The sequence below is a fragment of the Streptomyces sp. NPDC056628 genome (assembly GCF_042792555.1).
Classification (GTDB): domain Bacteria; phylum Actinomycetota; class Actinomycetes; order Streptomycetales; family Streptomycetaceae; genus Streptomyces.
In genome coordinates, this window is the sequence record NZ_JBHTWG010000049.1 from 1 (window position 1) to 25,253 (window position 25,253).

Sequence of the window (25,253 nt, forward strand, 5' to 3'; positions counted from 1 at the left end):
GTCCGTTTCGCCTCGGTGATCAGGCGGGTGGACAGCTGACCGGCCGTCGGGAAAGGCTGCCCGGCCTTACGGGCGTCTTCACGGGCACGCACCGCGTCGTTGAACACGACGCGGGCGCACCCGAACGCCTTCGCCAACGCCCTCTGCTGGCCGGTGTCCGGGTACAGGCGAAAGCTGTACCGGAGCTGCATGAGCGTCACCCTACATACGTGGGTTATGGGTGAGATGCACGAGATCAGAACTGGCCGGCACTGTGTTTTCGTGACGCATGTGCACATGGGTCTTCGTGACGCAATTCCGGCACAAGGTGTTCACCGATGCCCACTTGAGGCGTATGGAGGAGACCATGAAGTCGGTGTGTGCGGACTTCGAGTGCGAGCTGGCGGAGTTCAACGGTGAGGACGACCACGTCCACCTGCTGGTGAACTTCCCGCCCAAGGCCGCCGTGACCAAGCTGGTCAACTCCCTCAAGGGTGTCTCCTCCCGAAGGCTCCGCCGGCAGTTCCCCGACCTGGTACGCCACTACTGGCGGGCCGGCAAACTCTGGTCCGGGTCCTACTTCGCCGGAACCGTCGGCGGCGCCCCGCTCTCCGTGATCAGGCAGTACATCGAACAGCAGAACCGGCCGGTGTGAGCACCACCCGGCTGAACCGGGACAGGCCCTCGCGACGCTCCTCGCCGCAGGCAAAGAACCACGCCGTCCGGCTCCGCCAGACCCGAATCCGCGACGCCCCGCGTCGCAACCAGTAGATTCGCTTCACCACCGGCCTGAAGGCCGATGCACTGCGTATGAATTCTGGTAGCTTCCGGCGCACATCTGTCTCACAGGGGAGTGCGCATGCGCAAGGCGCTCAGATGGCTGCTGGCGCTCACGGTGCTCATAGGCACACTGAGTACGGCCGGGGCGGCCACCGCCGCCGGGCCGGAGGCCACCGGCACCACTGACATCAAGGAGAGACTGCTCTCGATCCCGGGCATGAGCCTGATCGAGGAGAAGCCGTACCCCGGGTACCGCTTCTTCGTCCTCAACTACACCCAGCCCGTCGACCACCGCAGGCCCTCCAAGGGGACGTTCCAGCAGCGGATCACCGTGCTGCACAAGGACACCGCGCGGCCGACCGTGTTCTACACCGGCGGCTACAGCGTCTCGACGACGCCGCGCCGCGCCGAGCCGACGCAGATCGTGGACGGCAACCAGGTCTCCATGGAGTACCGCTTCTTCACGCCGTCCCGGCCCGAGCCGGCCGACTGGTCGAAGCTGGACATCTGGCAGGCGGCCAGCGACCAGCACCGCATCTTCACGGCGCTGAAGAAGATCTACAGCGAGAACTGGATCTCCACGGGCGGTTCGAAGGGCGGCATGACCGCCACCTACTACGAGCGCTTCTACCCCAAGGACATGGACGGCGTCGTCGCCTACGTCGCCCCCAACGACGTAGTGAACAACGAGGACTCGGCCTACGACCGCTTCTTCCGCACCGTCGGCACCGCGGAGTGCCGCGACCGGCTGAACGGCGTGCAGCGCGAGGCGCTGGTGCGCCGGACCCCGCTGGAGAAGAAGTACGCCGCGTACGCCGCCGAGAACGGCTACACCTTCGACACCATCGGCAGCCTGGACCGGGCCTACGAGGCGGTCGTCCTGGACTACGTGTGGGGCTTCTGGCAGTACAGCACCCTCGCCGACTGCAAGGGCATCCCGGCGGACGCCAAGAACGCCACCGACGACGAGATCTGGAACTCCGTCAACACGATCTCCGGCTTCTCGTTCTACACGGACCAGGGTCTGAGCCCGTACACGCCGTACTACTACCAGGCGGGCACCCAGCTGGGCGCGCCGACCATCCACTTCCCGCACATCGAGAAGAAGTACGTCCACTACGGCTACCAGCCGCCGCGCAACTTCGTGCCGCGCTCCATCGCCATGAAGTTCGAGCCGTGGGCCATGCGGGACGTCGACACGTGGGTCCGCCACAACGCCCGGCACATGCTGTTCGTCTACGGCGAGAACGACCCGTGGGGCGCCGAGCGGTTCCGGGTCGGCAAGGGGGCACGTGACTCGTACGTGTTCACCGCGCCCGGCATGAACCACGGCGCGAACGTCGCCGGTCTGGTCGAGAAGGAGAAGGCGCTGGCCACGGCCCGCATCCTCGACTGGGCGGACGTCGCACCGAACGCGGTGCAGGAGAACCCGGCGGCGGCGAAGCCGCTGGCGAAGTTCGACGCGAAGCTGGACCAGCGCGACGTCGAACTGCAGCGGACGCTGCGTCCGTAGGTACGGCAGCGGTCGTTTGAGCGAGGGCCGTGGACCGGGGTGCGAAAGCCCCTGGACCACGGCCCTCGTCATGTCCGGGCGGGCTGAGCCGGGCGTCCGGCCCCGGTGCCCGCGCACTATCCGGCGTGCGGCCGGGGGACGATGCTCACCGCCCGGTAGAGGTAGCCGTCCTGGGCGAAGCCGGGGGCCTCCCAGACGAGGCCGACCTGTTGCCCCGGTACGAGGGTGCGGAAGCCGGGTGCCTGGATGTCGGAGTAGTGGCCGAAGCATCCTCCGGGGGTCTCGGGCGAGTCGAGGACCCCCCAGCCCTGCTCGTCCCGCCACTCGCGCACCGTCGCGGTCACGACGCGGGCCGTCTCGCGGCCCCCCTTGCGGCGACTCATGTACGTCTCCTCACCCCCGCTCGGCCAGGGCGATCAGCGTACGTGCCGGACGGCGCCGTGCGGCCCCGTGGTCGGGGCCGTTCGGCCCATGCGGCTCGGGCCGGACGCGGCGGACAGTGGAAGCGGGGAGGGAGCGACACGAGGAGGCGGGAGTCATGTGGCACCGGACCGTGAGCGACCTCATGACCACGTCGGTGGTCAAGGTGCACCGGGACACCGGGTTCAAGGACATCGCCAAGCTGCTGGCCGAGTACGACGTCACCGCCGTACCGGTCGTGGACGACGAGGACCACGTCGTCGGCGTCGTGTCCGAGGCCGACCTGCTGCGCAAGGAGGCCGCGCTGCTGGAGCCCGCGGGCCTGCTGCGTCCCGGGCCCGCCGACCGCGTGAAAGCCGAAGCGACCACGGCGGAGGGGCTGATGAGCGGCCCGCCGGTGACCGCCCGGCCTCAGTGGACGGCCGTGGAGGCCGCCCAGGTGTTGGAGCGCCACCACGTCAAGCGGCTGCCGGTGGTCGACGAGACCGGCCGGCTGCTCGGCCTGATCAGCAGGGCCGATCTGCTCCGGGTCTTCCTGCGCGGCGACGCCGCCATCCGGGAGGAGATCTCCGGTGAGGTGCTGCTGCGCACGCTGGGGATCGCGCCGGGCGCGGTGGCCGTACGGGTCGTCGACGGGCGGGTGTCCCTGAAGGGCGTCGTGGAGCGCGCCTCGCTCGTCCCGCTCGTCGTCCGCCTGTGCCAGGGCGTGGACGGGGTGGTCGACGTCTCCGCCGAGCTGCGTCACCGGGTGGACGACACCACCGCCCTGCCGCGACGGGACGGGCCGCGTCGTGCCGGGCTGGCGCTGTGAGCCCCGTGTCGCACACGAGACGAGGTGATCGGAGATGACCGGGAACGGGACCGCGTACACCGTGGGCGATGTGATGACGCGGACGGTCGTGGCCGTCGGGCGCGGCGCGCCGTTCAAGGAGATCGTGCGGACCATGGAGCAGTGGAAGGTCAGCGCCATGCCGGTGCTGGAGGGCGAAGGACGGGTCATCGGCGTCGTCTCCGAGGCCGACCTGCTGCCCAAGGAGGAGTTCCGGGAGGGCGAGCAGAGCCTCGCCGAGTCGCGCAGGCGCCTCGACGACTTCGTGAAGGCCGGTGCGACCACGGCCGGGGACCTCATGAGCACGCCCGCCGTCACCGTCCGTCCGGACGCCACGCTCGCCCAGGCCGCCCGGATCATGGCGGTCCGGCACGTCAAACGGCTGCCCGTGGTCGACCGCGTCGGCACGCTGCAGGGGATCGTCAGCCGGGCCGACCTGCTGAAGGTCTTCCTGCGGCCCGACGACCAGATCGCGGACGAGGTCCGCCGCACGGTGGTCTCCCCTCTGCGTGCGGTCGCCGGCCACTCGATCGACGTCAGCGTGCGCGAAGGGGTCGTCACCCTGCGCGGGCCGGTCCGCGACACCGCGCTGGTCCCGATCGCCGTACGCCTGGCGCGGGCCGTCGAGGGTGTCGTGGACGTCGAGCCGCGGCTCACCGGCGGTGCCGTGGACGCTCAAGAGGCCGCCCGGCCACCTGCCTGACGGCTCACCCGGCGGGCGCCGGCGCACGCACGCCGCGCGCCCAGGGAGGCGGCGAACAGGTCGGTCGCGTGGTCGATGGCCGGCACGTGCGCCGTGCTGCCGCCGGTGGCGAGCGGCACCCGGGCCCGACCGACACGGCCTGACACGACCGCTCGCCCAGGCCTGGCCCCGGAGGTCGCTCCGAGGGGTCAGCCGCGGACGTGCAGCCCGAACCCGGAGCGGCCCGCGGACTCCAGCCCGTCCCTCAGATGCAGTGACGGCATCTCGTAGTCGCCGGAGTTCTGCGGCCGGAACGGGATCGGCTCGGTCGACTCCAGGGTGAGCAGGCGCTGCCGCCACGCCTTGGCGACGTCCGGGAAGTCCGCGTCGGTCAGCCGGTCGGCGCCGTACAGCACGAACGGGGGCAGCACCTCGATGCCCGGGTAGTACAGGATGCCGTGGTGGATCGGGAACAGCAGGTCGTCGATGGGGCCGTTGATCCCGCGCGCGGCGTAGTGCGACTCGTGGCCGCCGACGGTCACCGACAGCAGCGCCCTGCGGCCCGCGAGGGTGCCCTCGCCGAACCGCTCCCCGTAGCGGGTGTCGCTGTGCTCGCCGACGCCGTAGGCGAAGTTCCGGGTGAACACCCGGTCCACCCAGCCCTTGAGGATCGCGGGCATCGAGTACCACCACAGCGGGAACTGGAAGACGATCGTGTCGGCCCACAGCAGTTTCTCCTGCTCGGCCCGGACGTCCGGGGTGAGCGTCCCGGTGTCGAAGGCCCGCCCCGAGTCCCGCACGACCTCCAGCCTGGCCGAGCCGTCGGCTGCGTAGTCCGCGGCGCCCACGACCGCCTTCCAGTTCATCGCGTACAGGTCGCTCACCCGTACCTCGTGCCCGGCGCCCTCCAGCGTGGAGACCGCGAGGTCCTTCAGTGAGCCGTTGAGCGACTTCGGCTCGGGATGGGCGTGGACGATCAGCGTCTTCATGGCAACTCCCCTTCGGATCGGTCGCCTTCGATCCTGGGCGCCACAACGCCCGCTGTTCAGGGACGCCTTGACCACCGGACGGGACTTCCTGGTAATGGCAGGACCACCTTCACCACCACCCGGACGCCAGGGCCCGAGCCATACTGAGGACATGGAGGATCTTGCGAGCTTCCTGCGCATACGGCGTTCCCGGGTCGACCCGGCGACCGTCGGCATTCCCGTCGACAGCCGCCGCCGGGTCGCGGGGCTGCGCCGTGAAGAGGTCGCGCACCTGTCCGGCGTGAGCGTCGACTACTACGTCCGGCTGGAGCAGGGCCGCGCCACCCAGCCGTCCGAGCAGGTACGCGACGCGCTCGCCCGTGTCCTCGGACTCGACGAGATCGAACGGGGACACCTCGACCGGCTCGCCTGCCAGCGCCGCCGGCACACGAAGGCGCCGGGCGGCCGGTTGCGCCCGGAACTGCTGCGCGTCCTCGACCTGGTGGACGGCGCACCGGCGATGATCATGAACCACCGTATGGACGTGCTCGCCGGGAACCGCCTCGCCGGACTCCTGTACGGCCGTCCGATGCAGGGGTGGAACACCGCCCGGCACATCTTCCTCGAGGAGGCCGGGCACGGCCTGTACGCGGACTGGGAGAAGTGCACGGTCGACGTGGTCGGGCATCTGCGGCTGGCCGCCGGCGAATATCCCGGCGACCCCCGGCTCGCCTCGCTCATCGGCGAACTGGCGATGGGCAGCGAGCGGTTCCGCCGGCTGTGGGCCCGCGCGGACGTACGGGCCCGCACCCACGGACGCAAGGCGTACCGGCATCCGCTGGTCGGGCTGCTGGAACTGCACCAGGAGAACTTCGCCCTGCCGTCGGAGGCGGGCTCGGAGCTGGTGGTGCTGTCGGCGGCTCCGGGCAGCGCCGCCGAGGACGGGCTGCGGCTGCTGGCGGGGCTCGGCGCGGTCGCGCCGCCCGAGGAGTCCTGCGAGCGGCGCGGGCGCGGCGACGCTCCGGGGCGGACCGCGCGCCGCCGGAGCTGACCACCGGCTGCGCCACCGCGGGGGACACGCTGGGACGTCCCGTGCGGGTCTGTCAGGCCGTGTCGGCCGCCGCGGCCAGAATCCGGGCCAGTGCGGCCGGTTCCGTGATCATGGGCCAGTGGCCGGCGTCGATGTCGACGAACTCGACCTCCTTGGCCCGGGCGAGCTCCGGCACGTCTCCGGCGTCGATCCACTCCCGGGCCTGCGCGGGCGTGAACTCCGGGCACACGACCACGACGGGGACGTCCCACCGCCGTTCGTCCGCCAGTCGCACCACACCCCTGGCCACTCCTTCGGGCACCGGGATCGCGGCGGCCGTGAACGCGCTCCTGGCGTCCTCGTCGAGGTCGGCGGCGTCCGCTCCTTCGAAGGGCTTCCAGCCGGGGAAGGGCATGACGCCGTCCGTCACCTCGAAGAAGTCCGCGTACGCCCGGCCGTCCGAGGCCGGGAAGCCACCGACCAGGACGGCCTTGGCCAGCTTGCCCGGCCGCCGGTCGGCCGTCAGCCAGGCCAGCGAGCAGGCGGCGGAGTGGCCCACCACCACGACCTCGCCGGGTGCCGCGTCCACGGCCGCGAGCACGGTCTCCAGCTGGTCGTCGAGCGTGGCGGACACGGCGCCGTCCCCCTGCCCCGGCAGGGTGAGCGGCACAGGGCGATGGCCGAGCCCCTCCAGCGCGGAGGCGACGCCGCCCCAGACGGATCCGTGCAGCCACAGGCCGCCGATGAGCAGGATGTCCATGGTGCTCTCCTCTTCTGCCGGTTGACGGATGTCACCGTAGGAGGAGTTCCGGACGATCGGCTGCCGGATTGTGCGGCGATCGTCCGGGCGGACGGACTAGCCTGCCTGGGTGCCGTACGACCTCAGCCCCACCGCCCGGGCCCTGCGCGCCCTGGAGATCCTCCAGGTCCGTCCCGGTACGACGGCGACCGGACTCGCCGAGCGGCTGGGTGTGACGGAGCGCGCCGCCCGCCGCTACGTGGAGATCCTCCGCGAGGCCGGCATCCCGGTGACGTCCACGCGGGGGCCGCACGGCGGTTACCGGCTCGGGCGCGGGACGCGCCTGCCGCCCGTGCACTTCACCCAGGCGGAGGCGCTCGGCCTGGTGATGGCCGTGCTCAGCGGCCAGCCGAGCGCCGCCGACCCCGAGGACCTGGTCAGCGCCGCCCTCGGCAAGGTCGTCAAGGCACTGCCGGAGGGCGTCGGCCGGGAGGCGGCGCTGCTGCACACCTACGCGTCGGCCGCGCCGGACCCGTACGCCACCCGTCCGGACCCGGCCATCACCGGCGAACTCGTCGGCGCCGTCGCGGCACGCCACCGGGTGCGGATCACCTACCGCAGCGAAGCCGGTGCCCAGTGGGAGGCGGAGGTCGACCCCTGGTCCCTCGTCGTCCGCTACGGCCGCTGGTACCTGCTGTGCCACAGTCATCGCGCGGACGCGGTCCGCACCTACCGGGTGGACCGGGTCCGTACGGTCCACGACCGCGCAGCGGTTCGAACCGCCCGCGGGGCTCGACCCGGTGGCGGTGCTGGAGGAGAACCTGGGCGTCGGCTGGGCGTATCCCACGCGCGTGGTGTTCGACCTGCCGCCGGCCGAGGTGGCCCGCTGGATCCGGCCGCCGATGGGGCGCCTCGAACCGCTGGGAGACGGCTGTGTGCTGGTGGGCAGCACCCGCAACCCGGACATGTACGCGCAGGAATGGCTGGCGATGCTGCCCGTCGCCTTCCGCGTCGAGGGTGGGGAGGAACTGCGTGCGGCCGTCGCCGCCCTCGCCGCGCGCTTCACGAACGCGGTGGCGGACCCAGCCGGCGGCCGGGCCCCCTGAGGGCACTGTCAGTGGTGCCGGTCATGATGGCGGCATGGAACCTTCGAGGACCGTTCAGCTGCTCTGGGACCGTATGCAGGCGCGCGACTGGGCGGGCGTCGGCGCCCTGCTCGCGGACGACGTGACCGTGGAATGGCCGGTCAGCGGCGAACGCATCCGGGGCCGGGACGACTACGTCCGCATCAACGCGGAGTACCCGGAAGGATGGTCGATCAAGGTGCTGCGCATCCTGGCGTCCGGGCACGAGGTGGTCTCCGAGGTCGAGGTGCCGCACGATACGATGGGCACCCACCGCGTCGCGTCCTTCTGGACGGTGCACGACGGGCTGATCACCGAGGGCCGCGAGTACTGGACCGAGCTGGGAGCGGACCCCTCCCCCGCGTGGCGGGCCCCTTACGTCGAGCGCATCTGAGAGGGCCGCATCCCGCGGTTCCCGGACCGGGCCTCCTCCACGGACGCCGCCGGTTTGTCGACCTCGCTACGGGCATTGCCGCTCGCCTTGGGCGGCCCCTCCGCCGTACAGGCCGCACTCGCCGGCAACGACATCGGCACGGCACCGAGCACCGTGCAGACCCCCGTGTCCCTCCCCTGACATCTGTCAGGGACCGTGCGCCGGTTCCCTCGCCTAGGGTCTGCCGTGGACGCTTCACGCAGGTCGGCGTCCGCGCTTCTCAGACCATGGCCTCAACAGGGGGAACCTATGAGCCGCTTCATGGATCGAAGGACGTTGCTGAGATCGGCCGGGTCCGCCGCGGTGGCGGGGTCGCTCGGGGCGCTGGGCGTCACGGCGCTCGCCACGCCCGCGCACGCGGCACCCCCCGGAACGATCAACACCGACCAGGTGTTCGAGACGACGAACCGCCTGACCCACGCCCCGAACCAGCGGGGAACCATCACCATCGAGATCCGCTCGGGCTACTACGGCGGCTACCAGTACGGCTGGGGGCGCATCCAGGGGTCCGGCTGGGACCCGCGCGGCTGGGTCTGGCTGGACATCAGCAGGGACGGCGGGCAGTCCTGGTCGTTCGCCGACGCGACCTACCTCTCGGACGGCACCGGTTACACGCACACGTCCGGCTGGCTCACCCAGGCCGACCCGAACTACGTGTTCAGGGCCAGCTACGACAGCAACCTCAGGGCGGTCAACCCGTACGTCCGCAGCGGGGTCTGGTGACGGTCCCCGACCGATCGTGAGCACACCCTGGCCCGGGAGCGTCCGCCCCCGGGCCGGGGTCACGTGCGGTTCCGGCCGCGACCTCAGGGCATCATCTCGTACGCCCCCGACAGCGCCTCGACGCGCTCCCAGACGCGCTCCGAGCGGTCACCGTCGACGACCGGACGGCGGAGGGCGCCGAGGGCCCACCGCTGCTGGTCCTCGGTCGCGGAGTCCTTGCCGTGCAGTTCGACGGCGTGCGCGGAGAAGTCCCGCACGAGGACGGCGAACAGCTCGTCGAGCACGTCCTCGTCGAGGCCCGACAGGGCGGCCTGCTCCAGGACCAGCTGCCCGTGGACGACGAGCGCGAAGAGCTGCCCGACGGCGAGGAGCAGGTCGAGGTCCCGGCTCTGCTCCTCGTCGGGAGCCGCCGTGCGCACGAACGCGCAGAGCGCGTCGGCCTGTTCGCGGAAGCGGGCGACGTTGGGCAGGTGGGCGTACCCGTCGAAGGCCGGCCGCCAGTCGTGGAAGCGCACCGAGCCGAGGCCGCGGGCCGGGCCCTGGCGGAAGAGGAAGTCGTCGTCGGCCGCGTCGAGGCGGGTCGGGACGGGCTCGTACGCGACCGGGTCGAGCAGGTGGTTGCGCATGAACTTCAGGATGAGGGCCAGGTTGACGTGGACGGTGCCCTCCAGCTTGGGCAGGCCGCGGATCTCGACGGCCGCCTGGGCGAAGTAGTTGTCCTTCTCGAAGCCCTTGGCCGCGATGACGTCCCACATCAGGTCGATGACCTTCTCGCCCTCGGTGGTCACCTTCATCTTCGTCATCGGGTTGAAGAGGAGGTAGCGGCGGTCGTCGGGGCCCGCGGTGCGGAAGTAGTCGACGGCCCGGTCGCTGAACAGCTTCATGCCGACGAGCCGGACGTACGCGTCGGTCAGCTCGCGGCGCACGTGCGGGAAGGCGGTGACGGGACGGCCGTACAGGATGCGGTTCTGCGCGTGCGTGACGGCCTCGTACATGGCGTGCTCGCAGATGCCGATCGAGGCGGTGCACAGGTTGAACTTGCCGACGTTGACCGTGTTCAGGGCGGCGTCGAAGGCGGCCCGGCCGGTGTGCAGGACGTCCTCCGCCGCGACGGGGTAGTCCTCGAGGCGGAACTCGCTGACGTACTTGGAGGAGTCGACGACGTTCTTCACGAGGTGGTACGCCGGGTGACGGCTGTCGGCGGCGAAGAAGACGTATCCGTCGGGGCCCTCGACGTCGGTGCGGCGGCCGAAGACGGAGACGAGTCCGGCGGCGTTGCCGTTGCCTATGTAGTACTTGGAGCCGCGTGCCCGGAAGCCGCCCTGGCCGTCGGGCTCCAGGAGCATGTCGGTGGAGTAGATGTCGGCGCCGTGGCTCTTCTCGGACAGGCCGAACGCGAACACCTCGCCCTGGGCGAGCAGTTCGGCGGCCCGGGCGCGGGCGGCGGCGTTGCCGCTCTGCCAGACGGGGCCGAGGCCGAGGATGGTGACCTGCCAGGCGTACCAGTAGTCGAGGCCGTAGAAGCCGAGGATCTCGTTGAGCGCGGCGATGCGGGCGGTGTCCCAGCGCTTGTCGCCCTCACCCTCGCCCGCCGCCGACGCGGGGGTGAGGAAGGTGGCGAACAGGCCCTCCTTGGCGGCGAAGGCGAGGAAGTCGCCGAGCCAGGCGCGGGTGCGGTAGTCCTCGATGATCCGGCGCTTGCCGCGCTCCTCGAACCAGTCGACGGTGGCGCGCAGCAGCCTGCGGGTCTCCGGGTCGAAGTGCGCGGGGTCGTAGGTGCGCGGGTTGAAGAGCAGCGCGTCGGCCATGGAAGCCGCCTTTCGGCTGGGAGGGGTGAGGGTGGGTCCGGGCCGGGGCCCGGAGGGGCTTGCCGCGCCGGTCAGTGGCCGGTGCGGAAGCGGGCGAGCGTGGTGAGGACGTCGTCGAGCCAGGCGATCATCATCTGCTCGTAGGCGATGCCGCCGCGCAGCACGACGTGCTGGAGTTCCCGTTCGGCGTCGAGCTTGCCCTCCGCCGGGGGTGTGCCGAAGTCGCGGGTCTCCCCCGCGCGGTAGTGGGCCAGGCGGGCCGTGTGGGCCTGGCGGTGCCGCTCGACCTCGTCGATGAGGGCCGCGGGGTCGGAGAAGGCAGCGCCGCGGACCTTGACGGCGAGGTCGTGGCGGACGCTCTCGGGCTCCGTCGGTTCGCCGAGCCACGCGGAGAGCGCCTGACGGCCTGCAGCGGCGACCGAGTACTCCTTCTTGTCCGGACGCCCGTACTGCGGGACGTCCCGGACGTCCACCCAGCCGTCGCTCTCCATGCGCTTGAGCACGCGGTAGATCTGCTGGTGGGTGGCGGTCCAGAAGTAGCCGATGGACCGTTCGAACCGCCGGGCCAGTTCGTAGCCGGAGCCGGGCTTCTCCAGCAGGGAGACGAGGATCGCGTGCTCGAGCGCCATGCCCCGATCCTCCTATGCACCTTGTTGCATAGCAACGCGGGCGGGGTGAGACACCGGTCACGCGGTGTGTGCCGCCCGGCTCATGTCCGATGCCCTGGTTCTCCGGGGCGCGATGGTCCCCGATCGGCCGCTTCCGGGCCTCCCTGCGGGGTGGTTACGGTGCGGCCATGGACGAGCTGACGCAGATCCTCCGCCACGCCGCCGAGCAGGCCGCCGGCTACCGCCGCTCGCTGTCCGAGCGGCCGGTGGCGCGGCCCGTGGACCACGCGGCCCTGCGGGCCGCCTTCTCCGCGCCCCTCGACCGCGCGGGCACCGACCCGCGCACGGTGATCGACGAGCTGGTGGCCGCCGCCGGTCCGGGGCTCGTCGCCTCGGCGGGGCCGCGCTTCTTCGGGTTCGTCGTCGGCGGGGCACTGCCCGCCGCCACCGCCGCGGACATCCTCACCGCGGGCTGGGACCAGAACGCCTTCAACGCCGTACTCTCCCCCGCCGCGATCGCCGCGGAGGAAGCGGCGGGCGGGCGGCTGAAGGAGCTGCTCGGCCTTCCCGCGACGGCCTCCGTCGGGTTCGTCACGGGTGGACAGGCGGCCAACACCGCCGGTCTCGCGGCGGCCCGGCAGTACCTGCTCACCGAGGCCGGCTGGGACGTCGGACGCCATGGCCTGGCCGGTGCCCCGCGCCTGCGGGTCGTCGCGGGTACGGAGCGGCACGCCACCGTCGACCGCTCCCTGCGGCTGCTCGGCCTCGGCACCGACTGCCTCCAGCCGGTCCGCAGCGACGGCCGCGGGGCGCTCGACATCGACGACCTGCGCCGGGTGCTGGCCTCCGACCCCGATGCGCTGACGATCGTGTGCGCGCAGGCCGGCAACGTGAACACCGGCGCCTGTGACGACCTCCGGGCGACCTGCGACCTCGCCCACACGGCCGGCGGCTGGGTGCACGTGGACGGGGCCTTCGGCCTGTGGGCGGCCGCGAGCCCGGCGACCCGCCACCTCGTCGACGGTGTCGAGCTGGCCGACAGCTGGGCGTGCGACGGGCACAAGTGGCTCAACGTGCCCTACGACTGCGGATACGCCTTCTGCTCCCGCCCCGCCGTCCACGCCGACGCCCTGTCGTACACCGCGTCCTATCTCACCCGGGCCGAGGCGACACCGGCCGGTGGCGCCGACTACACCGCCGAGTCGTCGCGCCGGGCACGGGGTTTCGCCACCTGGGCGGCGCTCCGCGAGCTCGGCCGTGACGGCGTCGCCGCACTCGTGGACCGCTGCTGCGCGCTCGCCCGGCGCTTCGCCGACGGCCTGTCGGCGGCGGGCTTCGACGTCGTCAACGAGGTGACGCTCAATCAAGTCCTCGTCGGGTTCGGGTCGAACGCCCGCACCGACGCCGTCGTCCGGGCGGTTCAGGAGGACGGCACCTGCTGGGTCGGCGCCACGACCTGGCGCGGGCGGCGGCTGATGCGTATCTCGGTGTCCGGTCACGCCACGACCGAGGCGGACGTGGACCGCTCGGTCGCGGCGATGGTGCGGCAAGCGAGAAGCCGCTCACATCAGGGGTAGTTGCCTGAGGTTCGTCTTGGCCAGTTCCACGATCTCGTCCCCGCGCCCCGTGAGGATCGTGCGGGTGGCGAACAGGGTGAAGCCCTTCATCTGCTCGAACGTGATGTTCGGCGGCAGGGAGAGCTCCTGGCGGGCGGTCCGCGCGTCCACGACCGCGGGACCTTCGTGGGCGAACGCCTTCCGCAGCGTCTCCTCGAGCTGGTCGGCGCGGTCGACGCGCGCCCCGAAGAGGCCGATCGCGCGGGCGACCGCGCCGAAGTCCAGGTCCGGCAGGTCGGTGCCGTAGTTGACGATGCCTCCGGCCTTCATCTCGAGTTCCACGAACGACAGGGCCCGGTTGTTGAAGACGATGACCTTCACGGGCAGGTCGAGGTGCCGCAGGGTGATCAGCTCGCCCAGGAGCATGCTGAGCCCGCCGTCCCCGCACAGGGCCACGGCCTGGCGCCCCGGCCCCGAGGCGCACTGGGCGCCGATGGCATGGGGCAGGGCGTTCGCCATGCTGCCGTGGTTGAAGGAGCCGATGAGCCGGCGCCGGCCGTTCATCGTGAGGTAGCGGGCCGCCCACACGGTGGGTGTGCCGACGTCCGCGGTGAAGACGGCGTCGGCGGAGGCGTGCCGGTCGACGGCGGCCGCGACCTGCTGCGGGTGCATCACCGACGCGGACGGCTTGCCCTCGGTGAGGTCGTCGAGGCGGGAGCGCACCGTGCGGTAGTGCCCGGTGAGCTTGTCCAGGAACTTCGTGTCGCCCTTGGGCCGGATCAGCGGCAGCAGGGCGGCGGCGGTGTCCTTGACCGTGCCGACCAGCGGTACCTTGACGCCGACCCGGCGTCCGATGTGCTCCCCGCGGATGTCGACCTGGACCACCGGGACGCCGGGGGCGGGGTAGAACAGCCGGTAGGGGAAGTCCGTGCCGAGCATGAGCAGCGCGTCGCAGTGCTCCATCGCCCGGTACCCGGAGCTGTATCCGATCAGACCGGTCAGCCCCACGTCGTAGGGGTTGTCGTACTCCAGGAAGTCCTTGCCGCGCAGCGCGTGCACGATCGGGGACTTCAGCGCTCCGGCCAGCGCCATGACCTCGTCGTGGGCACCCTGGCATCCGGCCCCGCCCAGGATGGTCACCCGCTCGGCACGGTTGAGGACGTCCGCGGCCGCCTCCAGGGCGGCGCCGTCGGGGGTGATGTGCGAGGTCGTGGCCCGGACGGGATGGGAGAACGCCGCCACGTCACCACGGGCGAGAAGCATGTTGCCGGGGACGACGAGGACGGACACACCCCTGCGCTCCAGGGCCGTGCGCATCGCGATCCGCAGCAGTCGCGGCACCTGCTCGGCCGTCGCGGCCAGTTCGGCGTAGACGCTGCACTCGCGGAACAGCTCCTGCGGGTGCGTCTCCTGGAAGTACTCGCCGCCGATCTCCTCGGCCGGGATGTGAGCGGCGAGCGCCAGGACCGGCACCCGGCTGCGCTGGGCGTCGTACAGACCGTTGATGAAATGCAGATTGCCCGGACCGCAACTGCCCGCCACCACCGCGAGTTCACCCGTGAGCGCGGCCTCCCCGGCGGCGGCGAAAGCGGCGCACTCCTCATGGCGCACGTGCGCCCACCGTATGGTGCCGTTGCGGCGCAGAGCATCCGTGAACCCGTTGAGGGAGTCGCCGGGGAGACCGTAGACGCGGCGAACTCCGGAGGCCGCGAGGGCCTCCACCATGCAGTCGGCAACTGTCGTGCTCATCTGTGGGCACCTTACTGTTCTGGATGAAGTCGAGGCCGGCTCGCGGCCGTAACAACGGCTGTATGCCGTCGGGAATTCAGCGGGGACAATGGACACCCGCCGTCAGGTCAGCGGAAACACCTGCCACACGTTGTAGGACATCGAGCCCCGGAATCCCATGCCCGCGCTCACCGGGCGGAGATCGGCGAGTTCCTCGCGCGGCGCCGGGAAGAGCTCGATCTCGCTGCTGCCGACCACACGTCGGCCAGGTGCTGGTCGCCGTAGTCCATGCGCACCAGTTCGTGCACCGCCGGCTTCTCGTACGTGCCCACTTCGAGCGTCGGGAAATGCCGCAGATCGAGCGTGGCTTCCGCGGCCGCGGGATCGGCGCAGAATTCGACCCCGACGACGTTTCCGGCGTAATGCCAGGGGGCTTCCGGGGCCTCTTTCGTCTCACCCTTCGGGGAAAGTGGGACAGTGTATCCCTTGAGCATGGTTACCTCCAGCTGGACACGGAGGGAAACAGGCATATCGCGGCAGCCGCCCTTTTCCCCATGAGAGGCGTACCGATACAAAGTAGCCCGGATACTGAACCGTTGCCTGGGGAGCAGCGGGGTCAGGAGATCGCCATTGCAGCCGGGCGACGATGGCGGCCGACATGTCGTCGCTCCCCTCAAATAGGCCCGCCCATCCATCTGTTGCCGTCGGACCGGTGGGGGGCCGGCCGGGCTCGTCGGCCGGTGCGCGGGGTCAGTGCGGCGCGGTCGAACGGACCGGCGTGCGTGACGGCGTCGAGGGGGAACGAGCGCACGCGTTCGGGGGCGAGGTCCAGCGCGCCGGAGGCGAGGAGCCGGATGATCCGGCCTTGGCGGCGCGCGGAGCCGTCCGCTGCCCCGTGCACGGTGATCGAGTTGCGCATGGTCCAGGGGTAGGGCAGCGCGAGGACGTCGCCGCCGCGCATGCCGACGCCTCCCATGAGGACGACCCGGGCGTACTCCCGGACGGTCGTGGCCGCAGCGCGGGCGGCGGTGCTGGGTGCGCCCGGCGGGAGGAGGTCGATGACCATGTCGATCGGCCGTCGGCTGCCGCGGTCGTGGCGGCGCGGTCGGCATCCTGTACCGCGAGCGCGGCGCGGCGGGCCGGTGCGTCCCCCGCCTCGGAGGGCAGCGGGAAGACGTTCTCCGTCGGCACACGCAGGCGGTCGGGGACGATCGGTCAGGCGCGCACGGGGCCCGCTGTCCGCACCGCGCCGCGTCCACGCCTACCTGTCACCGCGACGCCCCCGTGAGGACCGTGGGCGATTCCTGCGATCGGCTGTGCGGAGGACGGCCCGGTAGGAGATCCTTGCTTTCCGTGACCCATACGACGCCCGACATCCCGTGGCCCGGACAGATCAGCTCCCTCACCCTTTTCGTGGAGGACCTGGAGACCACGAAACGCTTCTACTGCGACGTGTTCCGGCTGCCGGTGACCTACGAGGACGACAACTCGGCCGTGTTCGACTTCGGGAACACCATCGTCAACCTCCTGCGGTCCACCGCGGCGCACGAGCTGATCGACCCCGCGCGCGTCGCCGACCCGGACGCCGGCTCCCGCCTTCAGCTCACCCTTCCCGTGGACGACGTGGACGCGATGTGCGGGGAACTGACCGCCCGCGGCGTGACGCTGCTGAACGGCCCCATGGACCGGCCCTGGGGCATCCGCACCGCCAGCTTCAGGGATCCGGGCGGCCACATCTGGGAGATCGCGCAGTGACCGCGCCCGCGAAGACCGAACTGCAGGCCCTGCTGTCCTTCCTGGACGCCCAGCGCCGCCATGTCCTGGGCATCCTCGACGGATTGGACCCGGAGGCACTGCGGCGGCCCGTGCTGCCGTCGGGGTGGAGCTGCCTCGGGCTCGTCCAGCACCTCGCGCTGGACGTCGAGCGGTTCTGGTTCCGGGCCGTCGTCACCGGCGACCAGGGCGTCATCGAGGCCCTGGACGACGTGGAGGACGCCTGGCAGGTGGCCCCCGGCGTACCGCACACCGAGGTGCTCGACCGCTACCGCACGGAGGCGGGCCTCGCCGACGCCGCTGTCGCCGCCATGGACGCGGACGCCCCTCCGGCCTGGTGGCCCCACCACCTCTTCGGCGCACCACACCTGCACACCGTCCGGGACGTCCTGCTGCACGTCATCACCGAGACGGCGTGCCACGCCGGGCATCTGGACGCCGCACGCGAACTGCTCGACGGGCGGCGGTGGCTGGTGCTGCCCTGAGCGGCTGCGGCCCGGACACGCCGTTCAGCCGTTCGTTCAGCCGATGTCGTAGTCGAACCAGACGCGGTGCGTGCCGTCGGCGTCGACGGCCATCCCGCCGGCACCGGTGATCCCCGCGAGCTCGCCGGTGCCGCTCGACGGCACGATGGTGAAGAACTCGGCCGTGCGGTCGCTGCCGGACGTGGTCGCGGAGTGCGCGAAATTGAAGGCACCCTCCCGTCCGTGCAGTGAGCCTTCGAACGACTCCATGGCCACATAGGTGCCGACGCCGGTCACCTGGTCGAACGCGGCGGTGAACAAGGTCGCCGAGCGCCCGGCGACCTCTCCCTCGAAGGTCTTCTCCATCGTCGCGACCCCCACGGGCAGCGCGGTGGACACCTCCGGCTCGGGCTTCAGCTCGGTCGGGACGAACGCCTTGACGGTGAAAGTTGCCGTGGCTCTCATGCCCCGACCGTACTGAGGAGGTCTGACAATCGCGGCTGGATCACACGCCCCCCTGCACCTGGAGATGAGGTCGCCCCTGCTCAGGTCGCCGTGGGCCAGCTGCGCAGCAGGGTCGCGATCCGCCCGGCCGTGCACGTCGGGTCGAGGAGCAGGTCCTTGAGGGCCATGGCGTGCTCGCGGGCCGGCTTGACGGTGATCCCGGCCGCCTCCAGGTACATGACGCCGGTCGCGGCGGCCACCGCCATGTTCGAGCGCTCCAGCCAGCGGCACCGGCCGAGCGTGTGCACGAGGGCCGCCGCCTTGGCGTACGGGCTGTCGTAGACGGGCTGCTCGAACAGTTCGGCGCGGTGGCGCGCGACCGCCGAGACGGGGACGCCGTAGTCGTCGGGCGCCGGGTCGTTCGCCCCGGCGATCTCGGTGACCTGCAGGATCCAGGGGACGTCGATGTGCAGGTCCATCAGGCGGCGCGCGCTCCCCCGGCTGCCCGCGCCTGCTCGGTGTCCTCGGCCTCGTCGAAGATCGCCTGGTGCTCCGCGAGGAACCGTCCGGCGGCCTCCACCGCGCGGGCGCGCAGTCCGCTGGCGTCGTCCTGCACCAGCCGGGCGAGGTAGTCCCCGACGCTCAGCCCCAGGTCGGCGGCGCGCTTCTTCGCGAGGTCCGCGATGTCCTCGTCCACGCGCGCGCCCAGCTGTGTCTTAGCCATGCCGGCATGGTAACAGCTGTTACCTGTTCTACGGAAGCCCCGGGCCCATCTTCGCGGCGCCGCGTCCGCCAGCATCCGGCGTGATCGCCGCGAGGCGCGCAGCGCCCCAGGTCATCCAGGGGCCCGCGGCTGCGCAACCCCCGGACGCGGAGCCCCTCCACATCAACTCCCCCACAAGACACCTTCCTTCACACCAGACCGTCAACCTGCGAAGACAAAAAGGATTTCAACCCCCGGCTGCGTTCAACGCATTGACACGCTCATTACGCAGCATTTACGTTCCGGCCATCTGAGAGCGCTCTCAAACTCTCGGACTCCCCTCCTGTGAAGACTTGAGGTGCCCCCATGCCATCCCCACGCACCAGACCGGCGGCAGTCCTGCTGCTGGCCTCAGCCCTGGCCGCCTTCGGGCTCGGTCCGGCCGCCACTCCGGCGGCCGCGGCCACCGTGCCCGTAGGCTCCGGCAGTTACTCCGACACCCGGCCCCCCGGCGCATCGGGCCCCACCACCAACACAGGAACACCCGTCACCCCCAAGGTGACGGCCGCCGCCCGGAACCGGCCCGTCCCCACCAACGACTGGTGGTCCTCCCTGGCCTTCCAGCGGTACGGCGACAACCCGTGGTCGACCCCCATGTACGGCCACCCGCTCACCTACCAGGCCACGGCCGGCGGCCTCGACGTCGGCTACCCGACCTCCCCGGCGATCGTCGGCGACGGACGCCAGTACGAGTTCGCGCACAAGCGTGACCTCACCATCGGACTGACCGGCCTCAACTCCCCCGACACCAAGGCCGACGACTGGTCCGACTGGACGGTCACCCCGCTGTGGTCCGACGGCACCCGCACCCTGCGGACCACCATCGGCCACGGCTCCCCGTTCGTATACGCCAAGGGCACGGGCGGCAACGCCCAGATCACCACGGCCGGTGCGCCCACCGTCTTCGCCGACCAGGGCAACGTCCTCGGCATCACCGTCGCCGGCCACCACTACGCCCTTTTCGCACCGAGCGGCAGCGACTGGAACATCTCCGGCTCCACCGTCACCGCGGGTCTCGGCGGCAAGGACTACTTCTCCGTCGCCGTGCTGCCGTCCACCAGCGCCCTGTCGACCTTCACGAAGTACGCCTTCAGCTTCGTCACCGACTCCAAGGCGACCTGGAGCTACAGCGGCGGCACCGTGCGGGCCACGTACACCCTCACCACGGAGGCGAAGGAGGGCAGCGAGCGCGGCACGCTCCAGGCCCTCTACCGCCACCAGTGGCTCAACACCTCGGACGCGCTGACCTCGTACACCTACGTCTCGCCTCGCGGCACCATGAAGGTCCGCGAGGGAGCCTCGTTCACCACGAGCCAGAAGGCGTCGGCGGTGCTTCCCGCCCTGCCCAAGTCGGACGGGGTGGACGCCGCCCGGCTGCGCGGCTACCTCAACGACGTCGTGAACGCCTCCGACCCGTTCTCCGGCGCGTCCGACACGTACTGGACCGGCAAGGCGCTCGGCCGCCTCGCCCAACTGGTGCCCGTCGCCGATCAGATCGGTGAGACCGGTATCCGCGACCGGATGCTGAACCTGATGAAGGGCAAGCTGCAGGACTGGTTCACGGCGGGCGGCGCCAACGAGTTCAGCTACGACAAGGACTGGAAGACCCTCACCGGTTACCCCGCCTCCTACGGCAGCGACACCGAGCTGAACGACCACCACTTCCACTACGGCTACTACGTCTACGCGGCGGCGATCGTCGCCCAGTACGACCCGGCCTGGGCCGCCGACTCCGCGTGGGGCGGCATGGTCAAGACGCTCGTCCGGGACACCGCCAACCCGAGCCGCACCGACACCGCGTTCCCGTTCCTGCGCGGATTCGACGTCTACGCCGGGCACAGCTGGGCCTCCGGTCACCAGGGCTTCGCCGCCGGCAACAACCAGGAGTCCTCCTCCGAGTCCACCAACCTCAGCGCGGCCCTCGTCCTGTGGGGCTCGGCCACCGGTGACACCTCGCTGCGCGACCTCGGCACCTTCCTGCTGACCACCGAGTCGGAGGCGATCGCGCAGTACTGGTTCGACGCCGACGAGCAGGTCTTCCCGTCATCCTTCGGCCACGACACCGCCGGCATGGTGTGGGGCAGCGGCGCCGCCTACGCCACCTGGTGGACGGCCAACCCCGAGGAGATCCACGGCATCAACGTCCTTCCCGTCACCGGTGGTTCCCTCCACCTCGGCGGGGAGAAGGCCGCGATCCGGCGCAACATCGCGGAGATGGAACGGGAGAACGGCGGCCCGGCCGTCGAATGGCGCGACATCCTCTGGGAGTTCCAGTCCTTCGCCGACCCGGCCTCGGCCAAGTCCAAGTGGGACGCGGGGAACGCCGGTTACACCCCGGAGGAAGGCGAGTCGAAGGCGCACACGTACCACTGGATCAGCACCCTCGAACGGCTCGGCGCCCCGGACGCCTCCGTCACCGGTGACATCCCCACCTCCGCCGTCTTCACCAAGGGCTCGACCCGCACCTACGTGGCCCACAACCACGGCTCCTCGGCCCGGACCGTCACCTTCTCGGACGGCAAGACCCTGTCGGTGCCGGCCCGTTCCACGGCCAGCGGCACGGGGTCCGGATCGCCGGACCCCGACCCCGATCCCGACCCGGACCCTCCGACGGGCAACACCTTCCAGCTGCGCGGCGGTGGCGTCCTCACGACCGCGACCGGCGGTACGGCGGGCAGCGACACGATCGCGTCGGCGGGCGGCACCAACCACGACGGCACGCCGTACCAGCCTCTCGTCTACGAGGCGCGGGGAGTGAACGGCACGCTCACCTCGAGCGCCGCCACCACCTTCCGGCTCCAGGTCGACGCCGGCACCGCGGTCGGCCTCGGCCAGCAGGCCCGGATCAGCTACGACCTGACCGGTGACGGCACCTTCGACCGGACCGAGACGTACCAGTACTTCGCCACCGACCCGGTCACCGGGTGGGAGGAGTACACCCAGGCCCGCGGTCTGAAGTCCGCCACCGGCACCCTGGGCAACCTCAAGGGCGGCACCGTGCGCCTGGAGGTGTGGAGCGCCATCGGCAACGCCTCCTCGAAGCTGCAGACCGGCACCGACAAGTCGGTGGTGGTGATCCCCTTCAGCTGACCCGAGGACGCCGCGCGGCGGACGTGGGCCCCCATCCCTCGTCCGCCGCGCGGACGTGTGCCACCCGCAAGGACGAGGGTGACTGCTGTGCGGCCCACTCCGGGCGGCGCCCCGCGGGAATTGACCTGAGCATGGGAAAACCAGGCGCGCGTCGCCTCTAGTCTGGCGGCCAGCCGATCTTCAGTCACCCCCCTCAGGAGTTTCCGTGACGTCACCGAGCAGACAGCCCGCCCGGCGCATACCCGCCCTGCTCCGCCGCAAGGCGCTCCTCGCCGCCGTCCCCGTGACCGCGACGGCGCTCCTCGCCGGCGCGGGGCCGGCGGTGGCCCACGGCACCGGTTCGGCGGGCGTCGGTGACCCGTACTTCCCGCTGGCCGGCAACGGCGGCTACCACGTGGGCCACTACGACCTGACGCTGCGCTACGACACCGGCAGCCGGCGCCTGGAGGGCCGGGCCGTCCTCATCGCCCGCGCCACCCAGCGCCTCACCCGCTTCGACCTCGACCTGAAGGGCCTGAAGGTCACCTCGGTCACCGTCGACCGGGCGCCGGCCGACTTCCGCCGCTCCGGGCAGGAGCTCGTCGTCACCCCGCGCCACGCGCTGCCCGCGGGCCGGGCGTTCCGCGTCACCGTCGACTACCACGGCACCCCGAAGCCGGTCACCGACCCGGACGGCTCCCCCGACGGCTGGATCCCCACCGACGACGGCGCCTTCGTGGCGGGCGAGCCGCAGGGCGCGATGACATGGTTCCCGGCGAACAACCACCCCACCGACAAGTCGACATACGACTTCACGGTCACCGTGCCCGAGGGACGTACGGCGGTGGCGAACGGCGTGCTGCTCGGACAGCGCACCGCGCACGGCCGCACCACGTTCCGCTGGCACGCGGCCCAGCCCATGGCGGCCTACCTGACCACCGTCACCGTCGGCACATTCAAGGTCGAGCAGTACACCACCCGCGACGGCGTCAAGGTCTACAACGCCGTCGACCCGCGGGAGGCCCAGGCGGCGGCTCCGGTGCTGAAGAAGCTGCCCGAGGTGCTCTCCTGGGAGAGCAAGCTGTTCGGGCCGTACCCGTTCCACGCGGCTGGCTCGATCGTCGACCACGCCCCGGACGTCGGCTACGCGCTGGAGACCCAGACCCGGCCGGTGTACGACTCCGCGCCCGACCTCGCCACGCTGGTGCACGAGAACGCCCACCAGTGGTTCGGCGACTCGGTGTCCCTGACCACCTGGAAGGACATCTGGCTCAACGAGGGCTTCGCCACCTACGCCGAGTGGCTGTACGCCGAGCAGCATGGCGGCGACAGCGCCCAGAAGACCTTCGACGCCCTGTACGCCCGTCCCGCGGGCGACGAACTCTGGGCGTACCCGCCCGCCGACCCGGGCAGCGGCGAGAACATCTTCGGGACCCCCGTGTACGCGCGCGGCGCGATGGCCCTGCACGAACTGCGGCGCGCCGTCGGCGACAAGACGTTCCTGCGCATCCTGCGCGCCTGGGCGACCGGGCACCGCAACGGGCACGGCACCACCGCCCAGTTCGTGAAGCTCGCCGAGGCCACGTCGGGGAAGCCGCTGGACGGCCTGTTCCAGACCTGGCTGTTCACCCAGGGCAAGCCGCGGCGCGCGTGAGCGGGCAGGCGGGGTCTATCGCGGCCGCATGAGATCCAGGTCCTCGCCCCAGGCGTCCAGGACCCCGCCGTGTCCGGCCCGCCGCACGGCCGCCTCGACACGAACGAACAGGTGGCGCTGCACCGTCACGTCACCTGTCGCCGTGACGCGGTCGACGGCGTGGAGCAGGGCGCCGGTGTCCCAGCCCGGAAGCGGGTGCCGGTCCAGCTCCCACACCAGGTACTTGTTGTAGGGGCGAGGACGCCGGTCGAGAACGAAGAGCAGTTCGAGCAGGTGGCGGACGCTATCGGCCGCGTCGAGGCGCGCGGCGAGGGCCTGGCCGTCCCGGTGGTTCTTGAGCGACCGGTAGAGCGAGTTGGCGTAGGCGTCGAGCCAGGTCGCGGCGTCCCGTGCCGCCTCCCCGGCGGTGAGGCGCGCCTTCTCGGCGAGGATCCGGGCGATCCCCCCGCCGAGCCGGTCGAGCACCACCCGGGCGCGGGCGAGGGCGTAGCGTTCGAAGCCGGGCATCCCCGCCGCCCGGAACTCCGGCACGGTGACGATGACGAGGTCCAGCTCGGCGGAGCGGTGCCCCGCGAACCGGGTGAGGCCGCTGGTGCAGCCGTCGGCGAGGACCACGTAGAGGTCGTGGTCGGAGTGCCGGGTGGCCATGCCCTCGTGGGCCCGGGACCCCTTGAGGACGAGGCCGGCCACGGCGGGGTCGGCGACGGCGAGGGCGACGAACGCGTCGTACGTGAGGGGCCGCTGAGCGGTCATGGTGGGATCTCCACGAGGTGACGACGGATGGCCTGCCGGGGCGGCCCTCCCGATCGAGGGCGCCCCGTACCGTCCGCGGCTGCACGGGGCCGCCGCCCGGAAGATCAACGCACGCCGGGAGCCTACCGCGGACCCGTCGCCCGAATTAAGGAGTGGAGGCGGTCGCCGCGCCGCTGCTACGTTCGCGGTGGACCGTCGAGCCGTCGTAGGAGGTGAGCCCCGTGAACACAGTCACCCATGGGTGCTCCCTCATTCCGTCACGGTCCGGCGGCTGACCTTCGGTGTCGCCAGGAGCGCCTGAGATCGAGGCTCTCCTGAAAGGGGACTCCGATGGATTCAAGGACTTGCGCAACAGGTCCGGCCGAACACGCCACGCTGGTCACACGCGTCGCGTACGGGCAGTGGCACGCGCTGGAGGACGACCTCGTGGTCGGCCGGGGCCATCTGCGGCACCGGCCGGACGGGCGCCTGTTCGTCAGTGTCGACGCCTGGCACGACACCGCCTTCGCGCGGCTCGCCGAGGCGATGACCGAGGCGCTTCCGGCGCCGCTGCACACCATGGTCGACGAGGCCGACACCGAGCTGACCGCCTGCTGGCGGCGGGCCGGTTTCACGGTCGTGCGCCGGGAGGTGGAGTACGCCGTGCCCACCGATCCGGAGGTCACGGGGCTGGGTGCGGTCGTACCGCCGCCGGGCGTGGCCATCGTGCCCGCCGGACAGGCGGACGAGGGGCTGCTGCGGGAGGTGGACCGCGTCATCCGAACCGAGGTCGGGACGACCGTGGGCCGGCAGTCGATGCCCACGGAGGTGGTGGCCCGTGCCGAGCGGGACACCATCGTCGACCCGTCGCTGTACGCGGTGGCCACGACGTCCGACCGCTGCCTGGGGCTGATCCGGGTGGCGCGGGTGAAGCGGCCGCGGATCGAGCTGCTCGCCGTGCGGGCCGGTGAGCGGCGTCGCGGCGTCGGCCGGGCCCTGCTCGCCCACGCGCTGGACGCGCTCCGGCGTTCCGGGACCGCCGAGGCGTGGACGGAGGTCGACGCCTCGAACGCGGCGGCGTCGGCGCTGTTCCGAGGCGTCGGGGCGCGGCCGGTGGGCAGCGCGCTGGAGCTGGTCCGATGACGGGGAGCAGGAACGTCATCGAGGTCGAGGGCACGGTCGTCGAGTGTCTGCGCAGCGCCATGTTCACCGTGGAGCTGGAGAACGGGCACCAGGTGCTCGCGCACATCAGCGGGAAGATCCGCAAGCACTACATCCGGATCATGCTGGGCGACCGGGTCCTGGTGGAGCTTCCGCCGTACGACCTGGCACGGGGGCGGATCGTGTTCCGGTACCGGAACTAGGGCCTTTCGTCTGGATCATCCCGGCGTCGCGGGGTCTGGCACGTCACCATGTCCCCTCGGCCGCAGCCGG

The 25,253-nt window shown here is 71.4% G+C and carries 26 protein-coding genes and 2 pseudogenes; 15 read left to right on the top strand and 13 right to left on the bottom strand.

Annotated features, from left to right (window positions below; genetic code table 11):
- A partial coding sequence (locus ACFRAC_RS33665; RefSeq protein ID WP_382937920.1) for a helix-turn-helix domain-containing protein occupies window positions 1-191 on the bottom strand: 191 nt, incomplete at its 3' end.
- Window positions 192-216: 25 nt separating this feature from the next.
- On the opposite strand from ACFRAC_RS33665, the pseudogene tnpA reads away from it, so the two are divergent.
- Window positions 217-634, top strand: a pseudogene (gene tnpA / locus ACFRAC_RS33670) (IS200/IS605 family transposase).
- 204 nt (window positions 635-838) lie between these two features.
- Window positions 839-2,272: a S28 family serine protease gene (locus tag ACFRAC_RS33675; protein ID WP_382937925.1), complete on the top strand. Its 1,434-nt coding sequence runs from the start codon at window positions 839-841 to the stop codon at window positions 2,270-2,272.
- 116 nt (window positions 2,273-2,388) lie between these two features.
- Here ACFRAC_RS33675 and ACFRAC_RS33680 read toward each other — a convergent pair whose 3' ends face one another.
- Window positions 2,389-2,655, bottom strand: a complete 267-nt coding sequence (locus ACFRAC_RS33680; RefSeq protein WP_382937929.1) for a cold-shock protein — start codon at window positions 2,653-2,655, stop codon at window positions 2,389-2,391.
- Between the two features lie 155 nt (window positions 2,656-2,810).
- Here ACFRAC_RS33680 and ACFRAC_RS33685 point away from each other — a divergent pair, with 155 nt between their 5' ends.
- Window positions 2,811-3,503 (top strand): CBS domain-containing protein, encoded by a 693-nt coding sequence (locus tag ACFRAC_RS33685; RefSeq protein ID WP_382937931.1) that lies wholly within the window; start codon window positions 2,811-2,813, stop codon window positions 3,501-3,503.
- Between the two features lie 34 nt (window positions 3,504-3,537).
- On the top strand, window positions 3,538-4,224 hold the full coding sequence (locus ACFRAC_RS33690; RefSeq protein WP_382937934.1) for a CBS domain-containing protein: 687 nt from the start codon (window positions 3,538-3,540) through the stop codon (window positions 4,222-4,224).
- A gap of 188 nt (window positions 4,225-4,412) precedes the next feature.
- On the opposite strand, the gene ACFRAC_RS33695 is transcribed toward ACFRAC_RS33690, so the two are convergent.
- Entirely contained in the window at window positions 4,413-5,192 is a 780-nt protein-coding gene (locus ACFRAC_RS33695) for an NAD(P)H-dependent oxidoreductase (RefSeq protein ID WP_382937937.1), read from the bottom strand.
- Window positions 5,193-5,343: 151 nt separating this feature from the next.
- Between ACFRAC_RS33695 and ACFRAC_RS33700 the strand changes: the two genes are divergently transcribed.
- Complete coding sequence (locus tag ACFRAC_RS33700) at window positions 5,344-6,222, top strand: helix-turn-helix transcriptional regulator (RefSeq protein WP_382937940.1); 879 nt, start codon at window positions 5,344-5,346, stop codon at window positions 6,220-6,222.
- A 52-nt stretch (window positions 6,223-6,274) separates the two neighbouring features.
- On the opposite strand, the gene ACFRAC_RS33705 is transcribed toward ACFRAC_RS33700, so the two are convergent.
- Entirely contained in the window at window positions 6,275-6,961 is a 687-nt protein-coding gene (locus ACFRAC_RS33705; protein WP_382937944.1) for an alpha/beta fold hydrolase, read from the bottom strand.
- Window positions 6,962-7,070: 109 nt separating this feature from the next.
- Here ACFRAC_RS33705 and ACFRAC_RS33710 point away from each other — a divergent pair.
- The 3 genes and pseudogenes from ACFRAC_RS33710 to ACFRAC_RS33720 all read left to right on the top strand — a co-directional run bounded on the left by ACFRAC_RS33710 (window position 7,071) and on the right by ACFRAC_RS33720 (window position 9,220).
- A pseudogene (locus ACFRAC_RS33710) lies at window positions 7,071-8,046 on the top strand (helix-turn-helix transcriptional regulator).
- Window positions 8,047-8,080: 34 nt separating this feature from the next.
- On the top strand, window positions 8,081-8,458 hold the full coding sequence (locus ACFRAC_RS33715; RefSeq protein WP_382937947.1) for a nuclear transport factor 2 family protein: 378 nt from the start codon (window positions 8,081-8,083) through the stop codon (window positions 8,456-8,458).
- A gap of 300 nt (window positions 8,459-8,758) precedes the next feature.
- Window positions 8,759-9,220, top strand: coding sequence for a hypothetical protein (locus ACFRAC_RS33720; RefSeq protein ID WP_382937950.1), 462 nt, complete (start codon window positions 8,759-8,761; stop codon window positions 9,218-9,220).
- 83 nt (window positions 9,221-9,303) lie between these two features.
- Here ACFRAC_RS33720 and ACFRAC_RS33725 read toward each other — a convergent pair whose 3' ends face one another.
- Together ACFRAC_RS33725 and ACFRAC_RS33730 are read right to left on the bottom strand one after the other, a co-directional pair.
- Window positions 9,304-11,028, bottom strand: a complete 1,725-nt coding sequence (locus ACFRAC_RS33725) for an acyl-CoA dehydrogenase family protein (protein ID WP_382937953.1) — start codon at window positions 11,026-11,028, stop codon at window positions 9,304-9,306.
- Between the two features lie 71 nt (window positions 11,029-11,099).
- A complete protein-coding gene (locus tag ACFRAC_RS33730; RefSeq protein WP_382937956.1) occupies window positions 11,100-11,657 on the bottom strand; it encodes a PadR family transcriptional regulator in 558 nt (185 codons plus the stop codon).
- A 167-nt stretch (window positions 11,658-11,824) separates the two neighbouring features.
- Here ACFRAC_RS33730 and ACFRAC_RS33735 point away from each other — a divergent pair, with 167 nt between their 5' ends.
- Window positions 11,825-13,213, top strand: coding sequence for a pyridoxal phosphate-dependent decarboxylase family protein (locus tag ACFRAC_RS33735; protein WP_382937958.1), 1,389 nt, complete (start codon window positions 11,825-11,827; stop codon window positions 13,211-13,213).
- Here the strand turns inward: ACFRAC_RS33735 and poxB are convergent.
- The 3 genes from poxB to ACFRAC_RS33750 form a co-directional block, all read right to left on the bottom strand.
- Entirely contained in the window at window positions 13,199-14,941 is a 1,743-nt protein-coding gene (gene poxB / locus ACFRAC_RS33740) for a ubiquinone-dependent pyruvate dehydrogenase (protein WP_382937960.1), read from the bottom strand. The two genes, ACFRAC_RS33735 and poxB, sit on opposite strands and share 15 nt — an antisense overlap.
- A gap of 167 nt (window positions 14,942-15,108) precedes the next feature.
- Complete coding sequence (locus ACFRAC_RS33745; RefSeq protein WP_382937962.1) at window positions 15,109-15,414, bottom strand: hypothetical protein; 306 nt, start codon at window positions 15,412-15,414, stop codon at window positions 15,109-15,111.
- A gap of 179 nt (window positions 15,415-15,593) precedes the next feature.
- Window positions 15,594-15,986, bottom strand: coding sequence for a hypothetical protein (locus ACFRAC_RS33750; RefSeq protein ID WP_382937964.1), 393 nt, complete (start codon window positions 15,984-15,986; stop codon window positions 15,594-15,596).
- Between the two features lie 287 nt (window positions 15,987-16,273).
- Here ACFRAC_RS33750 and ACFRAC_RS33755 point away from each other — a divergent pair, with 287 nt between their 5' ends.
- The gene (locus ACFRAC_RS33755; protein ID WP_382937968.1) at window positions 16,274-16,675 is read left to right on the top strand and encodes a VOC family protein; all 402 of its coding nucleotides are present in this window, start codon (window positions 16,274-16,276) and stop codon (window positions 16,673-16,675) included.
- Window positions 16,672-17,178 (top strand): DUF664 domain-containing protein, encoded by a 507-nt coding sequence (locus tag ACFRAC_RS33760; RefSeq protein WP_382937971.1) that lies wholly within the window; start codon window positions 16,672-16,674, stop codon window positions 17,176-17,178. Before ACFRAC_RS33755 ends, ACFRAC_RS33760 begins: the two co-directional genes overlap by 4 nt.
- Window positions 17,179-17,214: 36 nt before the next feature.
- Here the strand turns inward: ACFRAC_RS33760 and ACFRAC_RS33765 are convergent, their stop codons facing one another.
- The 3 genes from ACFRAC_RS33765 to ACFRAC_RS33775 form a co-directional block, all read right to left on the bottom strand.
- Window positions 17,215-17,622: a DUF3224 domain-containing protein gene (locus tag ACFRAC_RS33765; RefSeq protein WP_382937973.1), complete on the bottom strand. Its 408-nt coding sequence runs from the start codon at window positions 17,620-17,622 to the stop codon at window positions 17,215-17,217.
- A gap of 80 nt (window positions 17,623-17,702) precedes the next feature.
- Window positions 17,703-18,080, bottom strand: a complete 378-nt coding sequence (locus ACFRAC_RS33770; RefSeq protein WP_382937976.1) for a fic family toxin-antitoxin system, toxin component — start codon at window positions 18,078-18,080, stop codon at window positions 17,703-17,705.
- Window positions 18,080-18,325, bottom strand: coding sequence for a hypothetical protein (locus ACFRAC_RS33775; protein ID WP_382937978.1), 246 nt, complete (start codon window positions 18,323-18,325; stop codon window positions 18,080-18,082). The genes ACFRAC_RS33770 and ACFRAC_RS33775 overlap by 1 nt, the downstream gene beginning before the upstream one ends.
- A 345-nt stretch (window positions 18,326-18,670) precedes the next feature.
- On the opposite strand from ACFRAC_RS33775, the gene ACFRAC_RS33780 reads away from it, so the two are divergent.
- Together ACFRAC_RS33780 and ACFRAC_RS33785 are read left to right on the top strand one after the other, a co-directional pair.
- On the top strand, window positions 18,671-21,454 hold the full coding sequence (locus ACFRAC_RS33780; protein ID WP_382937981.1) for a glycosyl hydrolase: 2,784 nt from the start codon (window positions 18,671-18,673) through the stop codon (window positions 21,452-21,454).
- A 205-nt stretch (window positions 21,455-21,659) separates the two neighbouring features.
- Complete coding sequence (locus tag ACFRAC_RS33785) at window positions 21,660-23,087, top strand: M1 family metallopeptidase (RefSeq protein WP_382937986.1); 1,428 nt, start codon at window positions 21,660-21,662, stop codon at window positions 23,085-23,087.
- A gap of 15 nt (window positions 23,088-23,102) precedes the next feature.
- Here ACFRAC_RS33785 and ACFRAC_RS33790 read toward each other — a convergent pair whose 3' ends face one another.
- On the bottom strand, window positions 23,103-23,840 hold the full coding sequence (locus ACFRAC_RS33790; RefSeq protein ID WP_382937989.1) for a hypothetical protein: 738 nt from the start codon (window positions 23,838-23,840) through the stop codon (window positions 23,103-23,105).
- A 330-nt stretch (window positions 23,841-24,170) separates the two neighbouring features.
- Between ACFRAC_RS33790 and ACFRAC_RS33795 the strand changes: the two genes are divergently transcribed.
- Window positions 24,171-24,962, top strand: coding sequence for a GNAT family N-acetyltransferase (locus tag ACFRAC_RS33795; RefSeq protein ID WP_382937992.1), 792 nt, complete (start codon window positions 24,171-24,173; stop codon window positions 24,960-24,962).
- Window positions 24,959-25,183 (top strand): translation initiation factor IF-1, encoded by a 225-nt coding sequence (infA, locus tag ACFRAC_RS33800; protein ID WP_382937998.1) that lies wholly within the window; start codon window positions 24,959-24,961, stop codon window positions 25,181-25,183. Before ACFRAC_RS33795 ends, infA begins: the two co-directional genes overlap by 4 nt.
- The last annotated feature ends 70 nt before the right edge of the window (window positions 25,184-25,253 follow it).

Bases quoted from the DNA above. Each gene is read 5' to 3' on its own strand.
- ACFRAC_RS33690 (WP_382937934.1), top strand. From the start codon at position 3,538: ATGACCGGGAACGGGACCGCGTACACCGTGGGCGATGTGATGACGCGG.
- ACFRAC_RS33795 (WP_382937992.1), top strand. From the start codon at position 24,171: ATGGATTCAAGGACTTGCGCAACAGGTCCGGCCGAACACGCCACGCTG.
- ACFRAC_RS33770 (WP_382937976.1), bottom strand. From the start codon at position 18,080: ATGGACCTGCACATCGACGTCCCCTGGATCCTGCAGGTCACCGAGATC.
- ACFRAC_RS33775 (WP_382937978.1), bottom strand. From the start codon at position 18,325: ATGGCTAAGACACAGCTGGGCGCGCGCGTGGACGAGGACATCGCGGAC.
- ACFRAC_RS33790 (WP_382937989.1), bottom strand. From the start codon at position 23,840: ATGACCGCTCAGCGGCCCCTCACGTACGACGCGTTCGTCGCCCTCGCC.
- ACFRAC_RS33695 (WP_382937937.1), bottom strand. From the start codon at position 5,192: ATGAAGACGCTGATCGTCCACGCCCATCCCGAGCCGAAGTCGCTCAAC.
- ACFRAC_RS33730 (WP_382937956.1), bottom strand. From the start codon at position 11,657: ATGGCGCTCGAGCACGCGATCCTCGTCTCCCTGCTGGAGAAGCCCGGC.
- ACFRAC_RS33705 (WP_382937944.1), bottom strand. From the start codon at position 6,961: ATGGACATCCTGCTCATCGGCGGCCTGTGGCTGCACGGATCCGTCTGG.
- ACFRAC_RS33720 (WP_382937950.1), top strand. From the start codon at position 8,759: ATGGATCGAAGGACGTTGCTGAGATCGGCCGGGTCCGCCGCGGTGGCG.
- ACFRAC_RS33745 (WP_382937962.1), bottom strand. From the start codon at position 15,414: ATGCTCAAGGGATACACTGTCCCACTTTCCCCGAAGGGTGAGACGAAA.
- ACFRAC_RS33725 (WP_382937953.1), bottom strand. From the start codon at position 11,028: ATGGCCGACGCGCTGCTCTTCAACCCGCGCACCTACGACCCCGCGCAC.
- ACFRAC_RS33765 (WP_382937973.1), bottom strand. From the start codon at position 17,622: ATGAGAGCCACGGCAACTTTCACCGTCAAGGCGTTCGTCCCGACCGAG.
- ACFRAC_RS33675 (WP_382937925.1), top strand. From the start codon at position 839: ATGCGCAAGGCGCTCAGATGGCTGCTGGCGCTCACGGTGCTCATAGGC.
- infA (WP_382937998.1), top strand. From the start codon at position 24,959: ATGACGGGGAGCAGGAACGTCATCGAGGTCGAGGGCACGGTCGTCGAG.
- ACFRAC_RS33750 (WP_382937964.1), bottom strand. From the start codon at position 15,986: ATGGTCATCGACCTCCTCCCGCCGGGCGCACCCAGCACCGCCGCCCGC.
- ACFRAC_RS33715 (WP_382937947.1), top strand. From the start codon at position 8,081: ATGGAACCTTCGAGGACCGTTCAGCTGCTCTGGGACCGTATGCAGGCG.
- ACFRAC_RS33780 (WP_382937981.1), top strand. From the start codon at position 18,671: ATGCCATCCCCACGCACCAGACCGGCGGCAGTCCTGCTGCTGGCCTCA.
- poxB (WP_382937960.1), bottom strand. From the start codon at position 14,941: ATGAGCACGACAGTTGCCGACTGCATGGTGGAGGCCCTCGCGGCCTCC.
- ACFRAC_RS33700 (WP_382937940.1), top strand. From the start codon at position 5,344: ATGGAGGATCTTGCGAGCTTCCTGCGCATACGGCGTTCCCGGGTCGAC.
- ACFRAC_RS33685 (WP_382937931.1), top strand. From the start codon at position 2,811: ATGTGGCACCGGACCGTGAGCGACCTCATGACCACGTCGGTGGTCAAG.
- ACFRAC_RS33735 (WP_382937958.1), top strand. From the start codon at position 11,825: ATGGACGAGCTGACGCAGATCCTCCGCCACGCCGCCGAGCAGGCCGCC.
- ACFRAC_RS33680 (WP_382937929.1), bottom strand. From the start codon at position 2,655: ATGAGTCGCCGCAAGGGGGGCCGCGAGACGGCCCGCGTCGTGACCGCG.